Origin of the sequence: Pseudaminobacter soli (ex Li et al. 2025), assembly GCF_003012705.1 — a bacterium.
Classification (GTDB): domain Bacteria; phylum Pseudomonadota; class Alphaproteobacteria; order Rhizobiales; family Rhizobiaceae; genus Pseudaminobacter; species Pseudaminobacter soli.
This window is the reverse complement of record NZ_PXYL01000002.1, coordinates 448,948-461,564: the sequence shown is the minus strand read 5'-3', so window position 1 is coordinate 461,564 and position 12,617 is coordinate 448,948. Positions and strand designations below refer to the sequence as shown.

The following is a 12,617-nucleotide window of genomic DNA, read 5'->3' as shown; positions in this document are numbered from 1 at the left end:
TCGGGATCATGCTCTAGCCCGTCAGGCGACGACACCGAGGGGCAGCTCGGTTGAATATTTGATCTGTTCCATGGAGAAGCAGGACGTGACATCGCTCAGCTCGATCTCGTCGATGAAGTTCTTGTAGAATGCGTCGTAAGCGGCGTTGTTCCTGGTGATGACCTTGAGCAGGTAGTCGTATTCGCCTGCCAGCCGGTTCACCTCCACGATCTCCGGGAACTTGCCGACGGCCGCGCTGAAACGATCCAGCCAGCCCCTGTTGTGCTGGTTGGTGCGGATCATCACGAAGACCGTCAGTTCGAGCCCGACGCGCTCCTGGTTCAAGAGCGTTACCCGCCCGTCGATGAACCCTTCGCGCTCCAGCCGCTGCAGCCGCCGCCAGCATGGCGTCGGCGAAAGGCTGACGCGCTCGGCGATGGCTGATACAGATAGGCTAGCATCCTTTTGAATTTCGGAAAGAATCTTTTTATCGAAGTCATCAATTTGCAAGACGCATCTCCATTTCCAGGAATCTTGAGGATGAACATTTCTACACCCTTCCGATTTCGTCCGAAACGGAAATGACCCGTCTAATTCGCGCGGGCCATCGCACCCGCCGCGCAAAGAAAAAGCCCGGCGTCAGCGACGCCGGGCTCCCAAAAGTACGGTCTATGATTCGGCTTAGACGCGCTCGAGCGCGATCGCGATACCCTGGCCGACGCCAATGCACATGGTGGCAAGTGCAAGCTTGCCGCCGCGTTCCTTGAGCTCCAGCGCTGCCGTGCCCGAAATGCGCGCGCCCGACATGCCGAGCGGGTGGCCCAGCGCGATCGCGCCGCCATTCGGGTTCACGTGCTCCGCGCCCTCGGGAATGCCGAGGTCGCGAAGTACGGCGATGCCTTGGGAGGCGAATGCTTCGTTGAGCTCGATGACGTCGAAGTCCGACGGCTTGATGCCAAGGCGGGCGCACAGCTTCTTGGTTGCCGGTGCCGGGCCCATGCCCATGATGCGCGGGGCCACACCTGCGGTCGCGCCGCCGATCACGCGCGCGATCGGCGTCAGGCCGTATTTCCTGATCGCGGCTTCCGAGGCGACGATGAGTGCGGCAGCACCATCATTGACGCCCGAGGCGTTGCCTGCCGTCACCGTGCCGCCTTCCTTCTTGAAGGGTGTCGGCAGCTTGGCCAGCGTCTCGACGGTCGTGCCGGCGCGCGGATGCTCGTCCTTCGCCACCGCGAGGGGGTCACCCTTGCGCTGCGGGATCGTCACCGGCGTGATCTCACGACCAAGGCGGCCGCTTTCCTGGGCGGCCACGGCCTTGGCTTGACTGCGCGCGGCAAAGGCATCCTGATCAGCGCGACTGATGGAAAAATCCTCGGCCACGTTCTCGCCGGTCTCTGGCATGGAATCGACGCCATACTGCTTCTTCATCAGCGGATTGATGAAGCGCCAGCCAATGGTGGTGTCGTAGATCTCGGCATTGCGCGAGAAGGCGGTGTCCGCCTTGGGCATGACGAAGGGCGCGCGGCTCATCGATTCCACGCCGCCGGCGATCATCAGCTCGGCCTCGCCGGCCTTGATGGCGCGCGCCGCGGTGATGACGGCATCCATGCCAGAGCCACACAGGCGGTTCATCGTCGTGCCGGGTACTTCGACCGGCAGGCCAGCCAAGAGCAGCGCCATGCGCGCGACGTTGCGGTTGTCCTCGCCCGCCTGGTTGGCGCAGCCATAGATCACGTCGTCGACGGCAGCCCAGTCGACGGAGGCATTGCGCTCGACCAGCGCCTTCAGCGGGATTGCGCCGAGGTCGTCGGCACGCACCGAGGAGAGCGAGCCGCCGAAACGGCCGATAGGCGTGCGGATGTAGTCACAGATATAGGCGTCAGCCATGTTCAAGCCGCTTTCCCTTTTGCGGTTCCCTCATGCGCCGCCTTGGTGCGGGCCTGCAGGTCGCGCAGCGTTTTGAGTTCCAGTTCGGTTGGCGCTGGCGTCGTAGCAACTTCCTCGGCAAATTTCACCGTCCAGCCGCAGGTTTCCTGCACCTTTTCGCGCGTCCCGCCCGGATGCAGCGAAACCACCGTGAACTCCTTGGTTACCGGGTCCGGCTTCCAGATGGCAAGGTCGGTAATCAGCAGTGTCGGACCGGCCGTGTCGATGCCCAGCCGCTTTCGGTGGTCGCCGCCGTCGCCGTGGCCGAAGGAGGTGTAAAAATCGATCTTCTCGACCATGCCGCGCTTGGACTGCGCCATGGTGATGTAGATTTCCTTGGACGAGGTCGCGATCTCCGGAGCGCCGCCGCCGCCCGGCAGTCGGGTTTTCGGATGGGCGTAGTCGCCGATGACGGTGGTGTTGATGTTGCCGAACCTGTCGATCTGCGCGGCCCCCAGGAAGCCGATCGAGATGCGGCCGCCCTGCAGCCAGTAGCGGAACATTTCCGGCACCGAAACGGTCGTCACGGCCGTGTCGCACAATTCGCCGTCGCCGATCGATAGCGGCAGCACGTCGGGCGCGGTGCCGATGGTGCCGCTCTCATAGATCAGCGTGATGTCGGGCGCATGCGTCAGCCGCGCCACGTTGCAGGCGGCCGACGGGGCGCCGATGCCGACGAAGCACACGTCGTCGCCCTTCAGCGCGCGCGAGGCGGCAATCGTCATCATCTCGTTCGGGGTGAAGCCCAGTTCGTTGCTCATTTGGCGTCCCTCAGATTCTCGACGCGACCGGCGAAATCTTCCGGCTTCGATTCCATAACGTTCTTCTGCATCCAGGCCAGGAACTGATCGCGCTCGGCGGCGATCTTGTCCCATTCGAGATAGGATGCGTTGTCGCGGATGTAGTAGCCGTGCGTGTAGGAAGGATGCGCGCCCCCAGGCACCACGGAAATGGCGGTGACGGTCCAATGCGGCAACACCGTCAGGTTCGGGTGCACGTCGTCAAAATCGTCCACCACTTCCTCGACCGTGACGACGGCGCGCTTGGCGGCCAGCACGGCTTCCTTCTGGATGCCGATGATGCCCTCGATCAGCACGTCGCCCTTCTTGTTGGCCTTCTGGGCATGGATGAAGGTCACGTCCGGGCGTACGGCCGGCACGGCGGCCAGCTTCTCGCCAGTGAAGGGGCACTCGATCGACTTGATGTTCGGATTGACCTTGGCGAGTTCGGCGCCGCGATAGCCGCGGAAGATAGCGCAGGGCAGCCCGGCCGCGCCGGCCTCATAGGCATTGGCCATGGCAGCGTGGCTGTGCTCCTCGAGCTCGATCGCACGCGGCCAGTTGTTCTCCACCGCGTCGCGCAGGCGGCGCAGCAGGCCCACGCCCGGATTGCCGGCATAGGAGAAGATAAGCTTCTTCACCATGCCCATGCCGATCATCTGGTCGTAGACCAGGTCAGGGGTCATGCGGATCAGGGTGAGATCCTTGAAATCCTGGCGGATCGCTTCATGCACCGCCGCCGTTGGAATGAGATGGGTGAAGCCCTCGAAGGCGACGGCATCGCCATCCTTGAGATTGTCGGCAACCGCTTGCGACAGGGGCAGGAATTTGGCCATTGCGCTCTCTTGTCGTTTGGTCAAAAGTTCGCATTGCGAACATTTGTTTTGTATGCGATACTTTGTGCATGAATATTGCTCGAGAGTCAATCTTCGGCGCAGCCCGTAGCTGCGCTCGCGGAGGCATTCCCCATGCGCGATGAAGCCACCGCGCGAGACCATGTGAATTCGCTGGAGCGCGGGCTTGGCGTCATGGAAATCCTTGCCGCCCATCCGACCGGGCTGACGCTCACGGAAACCGCCGAAAAGGCTGGGCTGACGCGCGCCGGCGCGCGGCGCTTCCTGCTGACGCTCGTCGCCACCGGCTATGCCACGCAGACCGGTCGGCTGTTTGCGCTTTCGCCGCGCCTACTGTCGGTCGCCCGCACCTGGCTGCAGGGCACCTCGCTCTGGGCCTTCGCCGAGCCGTTCATGCGCCAGACCGCCGCCGCACTGCAGGAATCCTGCTCGGCCACGATTCTGTCGGGCGAGGATGTCGTCTATGTAGCCCGCGCCGCCGGTCCGCGCATCGTCAGCCTGGAGCTGCATGTTGGCTCGCATCTGCCGGCTTATTGCACGGCTATGGGGCGTGTGCTGCTGTCGGGACTAAAGCCCGACGATGTCGACACTTTCCTCGCCCGCATCACGCTCGCGCCGAAGACCGAAAGGACTCTTACGGGCCCGAAACGGATTGCGGAGGCCGTCGCGAAAGCGCGTCGCGACGGCTACGCGGTGGTCGACGAAGAGCTGGAAATTGGCCTGCGCTCAATTGCCGTGCCGCTGCGCGACCACTCCGGAGCCGTCGTCGCCTCGATCAACGTCTCGACCCAGTCCGCGCGCCATTCCGTTGCCGAAATGGAGCGAGATTTCCTGCCTCTCTTGAAGCAGACAGCAGCGAAGATCGAAGACTTCTTCGTGCAGTAGCTGCTGCCGCCTCAGTCAGCTCAGAGCCTACTTGCGAGTCAAGCTGAAGGAAAAATGGCTGCCACGGTGATAGTCGATGGCATAGTTCACCGGTACGCCGGCCGCATTGAAGCAGGTCTCGGTGATCCGCAGCGCCGGGCCAAAATCCCTCAGATCGTGCCGCTCGATAACGTCGTCGGGCAGCATTACTGAGGATACGGTGGCGGCCGACATGCGCGGCCTGTTTCCGTATTGCTCAAGAAGCCCGAGCAACGATCCACTCCAGTCGATATCGTAGAGCCGGGTCGGAATGATGCTCCGGGGCACGTAGTCGATGCAATAGAGGATCGGCTCGTCGTCGTGCAGCCTTATGCGCTCGATGCGAATGACGCGGTCTGAGGGTGAAAGCTGTAGACATTCGGCGACGCGCTTGTCCGGCTTTTCCTCCGAAATCGACAGCACCTTGTTGACCGTCGTGTATCCGTAGTGGCGCGCCATGTCGGTGACGCTCTCGAAGGCCGTGATCGGCCTGTCGACCTGAACGGCTGACAGCGCCGAGACAAAGCGGCCGCGGCCGTGCTCGACATAAATGATGTCGTCCTGCTCGAGCAGTTTCAGGGCTTCACGCAAGGCGGGGCGGGAAATCTTGAAGCGCTGCGTCAGCTGTGCCTCGGTCGGCAGCTTGTCGCCCGGCTTCAGTCCTTCGGAACGAATGAGATCTGCGATCCGATCGCGAAGCTGGATAGCCAGCGTGCGTGAATCGCGAAGGGGCTCATCCACGGGCTTGCCTCGTAAGATTGTTAGCGCAACCCTGTTCTTGTCTGACAAATCCATGAAGGTCAAGCCTGTAACATCTCGCGCCGCGGCCTTTCCCTGTCGCAAAGCCCACCAGAAACCAGAACCGTCGGCTTGACAGCCGCTGGCGACGATGTCAGTTGTCTTACAACTTACAAAACTACTTTGCGTTTTCATCGGGACTATCGAGAGCCGAACCATGCTGAACTTCGACGAACAAAGATTCCTGCGCATCCAGTCGGGTGCCGTTGCCCTCCAGAAGCACTTGGAAGCGGCCATCACCTCCTGCCTTACCGCCGGAGCGGAGAATATCTTCTTCCTGGGCACGGGTGGTGCGGCGATCCTCATGCAGCCTGCCTCGCAACTCTTGCAGCGCCGTTCACGCTTCCCTGCCTTCATCGACATGCCGGCCGAACTCGTCATCACGGGATCGGCTCACCTGACAGAAAAGTCGATCGTCGTGATGCCCTCGCTTTCGGGCACGACCAAGGAGAGCGTCGCGCTTCTCGGCAAGCTGAAGGAGATCGGCGCCAAGATCATCACACTCGTCGGCAATGAGGAAACGCCGCTCGGCAAGGGTGGCGACCATGTCTTCGTGAACTTCGCCGAGGACGATACTTCCTGCGAGTCCTTCTATCTGCAGTCGCTTTTCATTGCGCTGGCGATCATGAATTGCCGCGGCGAGATCGAAAATTACGAGCAGGTGATTGCCGAGCTTTCGAAGCTGCCGGAACTGCTGCTTGAGGTGAAGCGCGCCTATGAGCCGAAGGCCGAGGCATTTGCAACCATCCTCGCCGCCTCGGACTACCACATCGTCACCGGCGCCGGTAACGTCTGGCCGGAGGCCTTTTACTACGGCATGTGCATTCTCGAGGAGATGCAGTGGATCCGCACCCGCCCGGTGCATGCTTCCGACTTCTTCCATGGCACGCTCGAACTGGTCGAAAAGGGCGTCAGCGTCATCCTGTTCAAGGGCGAGGACGAGTTGCGGCCGCTCGCCGAGCGGGTGCAAAACTTCGTGCCCAATTACACAGAGAAGCTTGCGGTGCTCGACACGGCGGAGTTCGCCCTCCCCGGCCTGTCGCCGGAAGTGCGCGCGCTGGTCTCGCCCATCGTGCTGGCCACGGTTCTGGAGCGTATCAGCGCCCATCTGGAAGTCATGCGCAACCATCCGCTGACGATGCGCCGGTACTACAAGCGCGTCGCCTATTGACCCGGAAGGGATTTCGGCCAGGCCTATAAGCCGCGAATGCGCCTTTCCGCGTTCGCGGCTTTGCCGTCCTCCAAGAGGTTTTGATGAAGACCTTCCGCTTCGCCGCTGTCGGCGACAATTGTATCGATCGCTATCAGCCGCCCGTCTCGCAGTCCTTCGTCGGCGGCAATGCCGTGAACGTTGCCGTGCAACTCGCCCGCCTTGGCCACGTGTCCTACTACTTCGGCGCCGTCGGGCGCGATGCGGATGGATTGAGAACGCGTCGCTTGTTGTCGGAAAACGGCGTCCGGCTCGTCCACCTTCAAGAGCGCGACGGCGTGACGGCCTATACCGATATCGAGGTCTTGCCCTCGGGCGAGCGCATCATGGCCTTCGAGGACTTTGGCGTGTGCGCCGGTTATCGGCCTGACGCGGCCGACATTGAGGTCCTCAAGACGATGGACCACGTGCATATCGGCTGGATGGATGACGGCGGCGCACTGCGCCGCACGCTTGCAGCAGCCGGCGTCAGCCTCTCGCAGGACATTTCCGTGAACGCCGATCCGAAAAACCTCGGCATCGATGGGCTTGCGATCGCATTCGGCTCGGCGGGCGACGAAGAGCAGGTCGGCGAGGAAATGCTCCAGCGCATGCTTGCACAAGGCGCCCGGATCGCCGTGGTGACGCGCGGTTCAAGGGGCTCGGCGGCAAGCGATGGGATTGTGCGCGCTTCGACCGGCATCCGCGCCGTCGACGTGGTTGATACGACCGGAGCCGGCGACAGTTTCATCGCCGGCTTCCTGGCTCAACATGTTGCTGGCGCATCGCTACAGGAATGTCTGGAAGCCGGCCGGGATCACGCGGCGCAGACCTGCACCCATGTCGGCGGGTTCCCGCAAAAGCCGCAACCGCTCTGAAGCGGCGCCTGAGCGCTGACGCGGCCGGACAGCCGCAGGATCATTTGAGCACGAGCCAACCGGACAGGATGATGATCGCCGCGCCGGCCAGCGTGTGAAGCTCGACGGGAGTCGAGAAGAAGAGCAGCCCGAACAGGCAGCCCCAGATGATCTGGCTGTACTGGAATGGTGCGACCACCGAGGCTTCGCCGATGCGGAAGGCGCGGACGAGCAGCGCGTGGCCGTCCAGCATCATGGCCCCGCCGGCAAGCGCGAGTGCCAGATCACCGGGGCTGACTGGCGCAAACCCGCCGCTGGCCGCCGCCACGCCAAGCGCTACCGGTGCCAGCACGACCAGCATGCTCGAGACAAGCGCCTCATCTGTCTCGGCCGTATTGGTCCGGCGCAGCAGGACGAGCGAAAGCGCGAAGAAGACAGCCGATCCGACAGCCGCCGCATGACCCATATTAAGCGGGGCGACGCCCGGCTTGAGGGCGACAGCAACACCGGCGAAACCGATCAGCACGCCCGCCCAGCCAATTGCTGAAAGCCGCTCGCCCAGCAAGACAAAGCCGAGCACCGCAACCAGGATCGGCGTCAGGAAGGCAAGCAGGTATGCCTCCGCAAGCGGCAAGACGGCAAAGGCGTAGTGGATCAGCAAGGTGTCGCCGGCAAGCAGCAGCGCACGCAGCAGCGCCACCCCTGGATGGCGGGGAATGAGGCGTGACCCTCGCCCGGTGGAAAATGCGTGACCGAGCAGAAGAAGCAGCCCCGCGGCGGTGATGAGGAATGTCACTTGCGGCGCCGGCATGCCTTCCGCAAGTATCTTCACGATTACATCAGTGCATGAGAAGACGGCAAAGGCGGAAAGCACGAGCAGTACGGCACGATTGTTCGACGGCGCGACCACGCCGTCGACATCTGCCGAAGACGTTTCAGCGGACATTGGAGCGGCCGAAGCGTTCTTCGATGAGCGACTGGCCGTATTCCAGGCAGATCGACAGAATCCAGTAGATCATGGAGGCCGTGATCAGCATCTCGATGTGCCGGAATTCCGTCTGACCCTGCGTGCGGGCGAGGTACATGATTTCCCAGACGCCGACGACCGACACCAGCGACGAGTCCTTCAGCATGGCGATGAACTGGTTGCCCGTCGGCGGGATGATGACTCGCATCGCCTGCGGCAGGATCACCAGGGCCATGGTCTGGGAAGGGTTGAGGCCGAGTGCGGCCGCGCCCTCCGACTGGCCGCGCGGGATGCTCTCGATGCCGGCCCGGAATATCTCGGTCATGTAGGCGCCGTAGCAAAGCGAAAGCGCGAGAATACCAGCCGGAACGGCGCCGATAACATAGCCCACCTGCGGCAGCCCGAGATAGATGATGTAGATCTGCATGAGCAGCGGCAGGCCGCGAAACAGCGACGTGTAGAAGGTTGCCAGCCCGTAGATCACGCCATTGTTCGACAGTTTGCCGATGGCGCCTACGAGCGCGATTGCCGTCGCAATCGCGATCGAGATCGCGGAAATGTAGAGCGTCGTGACCACGCCCTGCGTGATCAGGAAGCTGATCTTCTTGGCGATGAACGCGAAAGACAGATCAAAGGAATAGAAAAACAGCATCAGGAGAGCGAAGAGCTCCGCCCAGACCGCGACGATTTGCTGGGTACGCGAAAGCTGGTGCAATGCCTTCCAGTTGGCAGCCACGATGAGCGCAATCAACAGCGCGGAGACGAACCGGCTAATAGCGGGGTTTTCGCTCAGCCAGGTCTCGGCCGAGGGCAATACCCGCCCGATCCAGGCTGAACTGATGCCAAGCTGGTAGAGCGCAAGCGTCACCAGGGCGAGAATCACCAGGCCCGCGGCGCGCCGCGATGCTTCCGGATAGCTGAGTATCAATCGGCCGAGCATGATGTCGATCTTTCGCTTTTCAGGCAGCGCGCTCGCGCCACCAGTCCTGAGCCTGGAGTTTCCAATAGGTGAGCTGCGCAACAGCGAGGCCGGCCAGACCGCCGGCCCAGACGAGGCCGAAGGGCTCGAACAGCTTGTAGCGATCCGACTCTCCAAGGATGCCTTCGGCGACGACCTTGCCGCCGATTGCCGTGGTGTTGAGCCCGTGCCCGCCAAAGGCCGTGCAATACCAGACGCCGGGGCTCATGCGCCCGATCTGGGGCATGAGATGACGGGCATAGGACATAAGGCCCGACCAGGCGAGCTCCGTCTTGAGGCCGGCCAGTTGCGGATAGGTTCCCACCATCTCGGCCCGCAGCTCGCGAACGAGGGTTTCCGTCGAGGCGGCGCGGGTGGTGATACGCCCGCCCCAAAGCAGGCGCTTGCCGTCATCGACGACGCGGTAATAGTCGCCGGCTCGGCGGTTGTCGCCGATGGCGTCCGTGGTCTGGATCGCGGAGGCGATGAGTTCCGGCGCTTTTTCGCTGACCATCACATAGGTCGCGATCGGCAGGAAGGAGCGCTTCAGCTTTCCGTGCAGTGAATCCGTGTAGCCGCCGGTGGTGAAGACGACGTTGCGCGCCCGAACTTCCCCGTTCAGTGTCATGACACGCTTTTGAGCACCGGTCAGATCGATGGTTTTGGCCGGCGATCCTTCAAAGATGCGGCCGCCGAGGCGCTCGATTTCGCGCGCGACGCCGCGCAGATAGTTGAGGGGATGCATGTGGAACGATTGGCCGTCGCGCACCGCCTGGAAGTAGCGGTCCGACTTCAGCACGCCGCGTACCCGGTCGCGATCCATGAATTCGAGCTCGTAGCCATAGCGCTGGCGGGTTTGCTCGACATATGCCTTGAGGCTGGCGCCGTCCTCGTAGCGCAGCACGCTCATCAGCCCCGCCTTCGGCTTCGCGTCGTCGATCGCAAGCGCCTGAATGGTCTGGCGAACGAAATCCACGCCCTCGATCGACATCAGGTGCAGACGCCTGGCTGCGTCTTGTCCGGCGATCCGGGCGATCTGGTCAGTGCCGGTGGCATAGCCGGGGCCGACGAACCCGCCATTGCGGCCCGAGGCGCCGAACCCGACGCGCTCAGCTTCGAGAACCACCACGGACTGCCCCGCTCTTGCGAGCTGCAGCGCCGTCGTCAGTCCGGCAAGGCCGCCACCGACGATCAGGGTATCGCATTCTTCCGTGCCGGCGAGCGACGGACGCTTCTTCGGATCGGACATGGTCCGCTTGTAATAGGTATCTGGGTAGGTCATCGCGCGCCTGGGTCTTTCAAGAAAAGGAAAGGCACGGGCGCGCATTCGGCCCGTGCCGGTCGACTCAGTCTGCGCTGTAGTCCTTGCCGTACCACTTGGTGGTGAGCTGGCCGAGCGTGCCGTCCTTCTTCATCTCCGCGATGATGCCGCCGACCTTGGCCGTCCACTCCGGATCTGCCTTCTCGGCGATCACGACGAGCGGCTCGCGGAACGCATATTCGCCTTCAAGCACGCGGACCGGGTAACCGTTCTTCATTGCGTTGAGAGCCGTCTGCTCAGGCGCGATCACCGCATTGATGCGAACGCCATCACCGAGTCGCAGGTCATCGAAAGGAAGCATCGAGTCGGCATAGGTACGGACCTCACCGGGCTCCAGCTTGTATTCGATCGGGGGCAGGCCCGGCGCGTCGATCTCAAGCCGGCGATTAATGAAATCTTCCGACGTGGTTGCCGTTTCAACGCCGATGACCTTGCCGTTGAGGTCGGCGACCGACTTGGCGGTGCTGTCCTTGTGCACGGCGTAGACGTAAGGGCTGTAATAGTAGATGCCCACGAAATCGATTACTTGCGCGCGGGCTTTGGTCGGCGTCACCGAACCGACGCCAAGGTCATAGCGCCCCTGCCAGTGGCCGCCGGTCAGCGTCGCCCATTCGGGCGTCTCGAAGCTCACCTCGACGCCGAGGCGCTTGGCGATCTCGCGCGAAACGTCGATGTCGAAACCGACCATCTCGTTGTTGTCATCGAGATAGCTCTGCGGCGGCCAGCCGCTGTTGGTGGCGACAACCATCGCCTTCTTTCCCATGACGCGGTCGAGCGTCTGCCCGGCATGGGCAGAGACCGCGAAGGCGACAAATGCAGCACCAATGGCCAGTCGTGCGATGAGCTTTTTCACGTAGTCCTCCCGTTCACTCCCGTCAGAACGATCCCCAGTCTATGTAAGATGTCTGACAACATAACCTGTCAGATCGTTTCCTCCGGAGTCAAGGGCCTACCACGGCGGAACGATGAAACGATTGGATCAAGCCATGCAAATTCGTAATGACAGTTGCCGCTTTCGAATGCAGGCCGTTTGCAACTGCATGGTTTTGTCCGTGACCAGGAAGAAGCCGAATATCCGTGAATCCGGTGAAGGAACCGCGCCTGCGCGACAACCGGCTGCATGATGCTCATCGGATCGACTTCGGGAGGATGGCGTTGACCATGCGCTCCTCATTCATCTGGGCGGCATCCGGGGCCCGAGCGACCAATGCGGCGTAAAGGGCGTCGACAAGCGTCAGCTGGGCGATCTGTGCCGCCATGGGCTCGCTGCGCAACTCATACGAAACACTGACCAGGACCAGGTCGGCGAGACGCGCCAATGGAGACCTTTGGTTGCCGGTGATGCACAACGTCGATGCGCCGCGCGCTTTGGCTTCCTGAAGCAGAAGCACGGGGTCGTTGGTAATGCCGGAATAGGAAATGGTAACCACAATGTCCTTGGGCCCCAGCAGCGAAGCGTGCATGAGCTGCAACTGCGAATCCACTGGCGCATCGCAATGCAGGCCCAGCCGGAAACAGCGCTGATAGAACGCCTGCGCAACGATACCGGATCCGCCTATGCCGCCGATAAGGATGTGGCGAGCACCCGTAATAAGGTCGAGCGCACGAGTGAAAGTCGGCTGGTCGAGCATCGTCAGCGTATCGCTGATCGCCTGAATATTGGCGGTGAAGACACGATTGGCCCAGCCAAAGTCGCCTTCGACCTCCGTCGCCTGGTCAAGCGCCCTGGCGGGCCGTTCGCCCGAATCCCTTACCAGCGCCAGCTTGAGATCGGTAAAACCTTCAAAGCCGGCCGTACGGCACATGCGCAGAACCGTGGTGTCGCTGACCTCGATGGTCTGGGCGATCGCGGACATGGACTGGCGAATGGCCAGGTCGATGTTGTCCAGAATCCAGGATGCGACGCGGCGTTCCGAGTCCGAAAGCGCCGGCAGCGCGCTGCGCAGCCGGCTCGCAGCATTGCCCCCGCCGCCAGAGATATTGGGATGATCGATCATGCCCGCCTCATTCGGAAACCCTCCCAGATCACCGGTGCGTACATTCTGGTGATAAGTGGTGCCACTGTAGACACTATATCGAGAAT

At 62.3% G+C, this 12,617-nt stretch carries 13 protein-coding genes; 3 read left to right on the top strand and 10 right to left on the bottom strand.

The features are described from left to right. Window positions 1-21: 21 nt before the first annotated feature. From C7I85_RS05750 to C7I85_RS05735, 4 genes are all read right to left on the bottom strand, one after another. Window positions 22-483: an Lrp/AsnC family transcriptional regulator gene (locus tag C7I85_RS05750; protein ID WP_181257106.1), complete on the bottom strand. Its 462-nt coding sequence runs from the start codon at window positions 481-483 to the stop codon at window positions 22-24. A gap of 177 nt (window positions 484-660) precedes the next feature. Further along, window positions 661-1,869, bottom strand: a complete 1,209-nt coding sequence (gene pcaF / locus C7I85_RS05745) for a 3-oxoadipyl-CoA thiolase (protein ID WP_106722973.1) — start codon at window positions 1,867-1,869, stop codon at window positions 661-663. Between the two features lie 2 nt (window positions 1,870-1,871). Then, window positions 1,872-2,669: a CoA-transferase subunit beta gene (locus tag C7I85_RS05740; protein ID WP_106722972.1), complete on the bottom strand. Its 798-nt coding sequence runs from the start codon at window positions 2,667-2,669 to the stop codon at window positions 1,872-1,874. Further along, window positions 2,666-3,523, bottom strand: a complete 858-nt coding sequence (locus C7I85_RS05735) for a CoA transferase subunit A (protein WP_106722971.1) — start codon at window positions 3,521-3,523, stop codon at window positions 2,666-2,668. Before C7I85_RS05735 ends, C7I85_RS05740 begins: the two co-directional genes overlap by 4 nt. 132 nt (window positions 3,524-3,655) lie before the next feature. Between C7I85_RS05735 and C7I85_RS05730 the strand changes: the two genes are divergently transcribed. Then, window positions 3,656-4,426, top strand: coding sequence for an IclR family transcriptional regulator domain-containing protein (locus C7I85_RS05730; protein ID WP_106722970.1), 771 nt, complete (start codon window positions 3,656-3,658; stop codon window positions 4,424-4,426). Window positions 4,427-4,453: 27 nt separating this feature from the next. Here C7I85_RS05730 and C7I85_RS05725 read toward each other — a convergent pair whose 3' ends face one another. Continuing rightward, a complete protein-coding gene (locus C7I85_RS05725) occupies window positions 4,454-5,185 on the bottom strand; it encodes a GntR family transcriptional regulator (protein ID WP_106722969.1) in 732 nt (243 codons plus the stop codon). Window positions 5,186-5,399: 214 nt separating this feature from the next. On the opposite strand from C7I85_RS05725, the gene C7I85_RS05720 reads away from it, so the two are divergent. Both C7I85_RS05720 and C7I85_RS05715 read left to right on the top strand, forming a co-directional pair. Beyond that, the gene (locus C7I85_RS05720; RefSeq protein ID WP_106722968.1) at window positions 5,400-6,413 is read left to right on the top strand and encodes an SIS domain-containing protein; all 1,014 of its coding nucleotides are present in this window, start codon (window positions 5,400-5,402) and stop codon (window positions 6,411-6,413) included. Between the two features lie 83 nt (window positions 6,414-6,496). After that, entirely contained in the window at window positions 6,497-7,309 is an 813-nt protein-coding gene (locus tag C7I85_RS05715) for a PfkB family carbohydrate kinase (protein ID WP_106722967.1), read from the top strand. Window positions 7,310-7,349: 40 nt separating this feature from the next. Here C7I85_RS05715 and C7I85_RS05710 read toward each other — a convergent pair whose 3' ends face one another. From C7I85_RS05710 to C7I85_RS05690, 5 genes are all read right to left on the bottom strand, one after another. Continuing rightward, the gene (locus tag C7I85_RS05710; protein WP_106722966.1) at window positions 7,350-8,234 is read right to left on the bottom strand and encodes a DMT family transporter; all 885 of its coding nucleotides are present in this window, start codon (window positions 8,232-8,234) and stop codon (window positions 7,350-7,352) included. Then, window positions 8,224-9,195: an amino acid ABC transporter permease gene (locus tag C7I85_RS05705; RefSeq protein WP_106722965.1), complete on the bottom strand. Its 972-nt coding sequence runs from the start codon at window positions 9,193-9,195 to the stop codon at window positions 8,224-8,226. Before C7I85_RS05705 ends, C7I85_RS05710 begins: the two co-directional genes overlap by 11 nt. A 19-nt stretch (window positions 9,196-9,214) precedes the next feature. Beyond that, window positions 9,215-10,495: an NAD(P)/FAD-dependent oxidoreductase gene (locus C7I85_RS05700; protein ID WP_106722964.1), complete on the bottom strand. Its 1,281-nt coding sequence runs from the start codon at window positions 10,493-10,495 to the stop codon at window positions 9,215-9,217. Window positions 10,496-10,559: 64 nt separating this feature from the next. Beyond that, window positions 10,560-11,387 carry a transporter substrate-binding domain-containing protein gene (locus C7I85_RS05695; protein WP_106722963.1) on the bottom strand — a complete coding sequence of 276 codons (828 nt, stop codon included), beginning with the start codon at window positions 11,385-11,387 and terminating at the stop codon, window positions 10,560-10,562. Between the two features lie 274 nt (window positions 11,388-11,661). Further along, the gene (locus tag C7I85_RS05690) at window positions 11,662-12,531 is read right to left on the bottom strand and encodes a MurR/RpiR family transcriptional regulator (protein ID WP_106722962.1); all 870 of its coding nucleotides are present in this window, start codon (window positions 12,529-12,531) and stop codon (window positions 11,662-11,664) included. Window positions 12,532-12,617 lie beyond the last annotated feature (86 nt).

What these genes read in the sequence shown, in the direction of transcription:
- pcaF (WP_106722973.1), bottom strand. Translation starts at nt 1,869, where the DNA reads ATGGCTGACGCCTATATCTGTGACTACATCCGCACGCCTATCGGCCGT.
- C7I85_RS05740 (WP_106722972.1), bottom strand. Translation starts at nt 2,669, where the DNA reads ATGAGCAACGAACTGGGCTTCACCCCGAACGAGATGATGACGATTGCC.
- C7I85_RS05735 (WP_106722971.1), bottom strand. Translation starts at nt 3,523, where the DNA reads ATGGCCAAATTCCTGCCCCTGTCGCAAGCGGTTGCCGACAATCTCAAG.
- C7I85_RS05730 (WP_106722970.1), top strand. Translation starts at nt 3,656, where the DNA reads ATGCGCGATGAAGCCACCGCGCGAGACCATGTGAATTCGCTGGAGCGC.
- C7I85_RS05720 (WP_106722968.1), top strand. Translation starts at nt 5,400, where the DNA reads ATGCTGAACTTCGACGAACAAAGATTCCTGCGCATCCAGTCGGGTGCC.
- C7I85_RS05715 (WP_106722967.1), top strand. Translation starts at nt 6,497, where the DNA reads ATGAAGACCTTCCGCTTCGCCGCTGTCGGCGACAATTGTATCGATCGC.
- C7I85_RS05710 (WP_106722966.1), bottom strand. Translation starts at nt 8,234, where the DNA reads ATGTCCGCTGAAACGTCTTCGGCAGATGTCGACGGCGTGGTCGCGCCG.
- C7I85_RS05705 (WP_106722965.1), bottom strand. Translation starts at nt 9,195, where the DNA reads ATGCTCGGCCGATTGATACTCAGCTATCCGGAAGCATCGCGGCGCGCC.
- C7I85_RS05700 (WP_106722964.1), bottom strand. Translation starts at nt 10,495, where the DNA reads ATGACCTACCCAGATACCTATTACAAGCGGACCATGTCCGATCCGAAG.
- C7I85_RS05690 (WP_106722962.1), bottom strand. Translation starts at nt 12,531, where the DNA reads ATGATCGATCATCCCAATATCTCTGGCGGCGGGGGCAATGCTGCGAGC.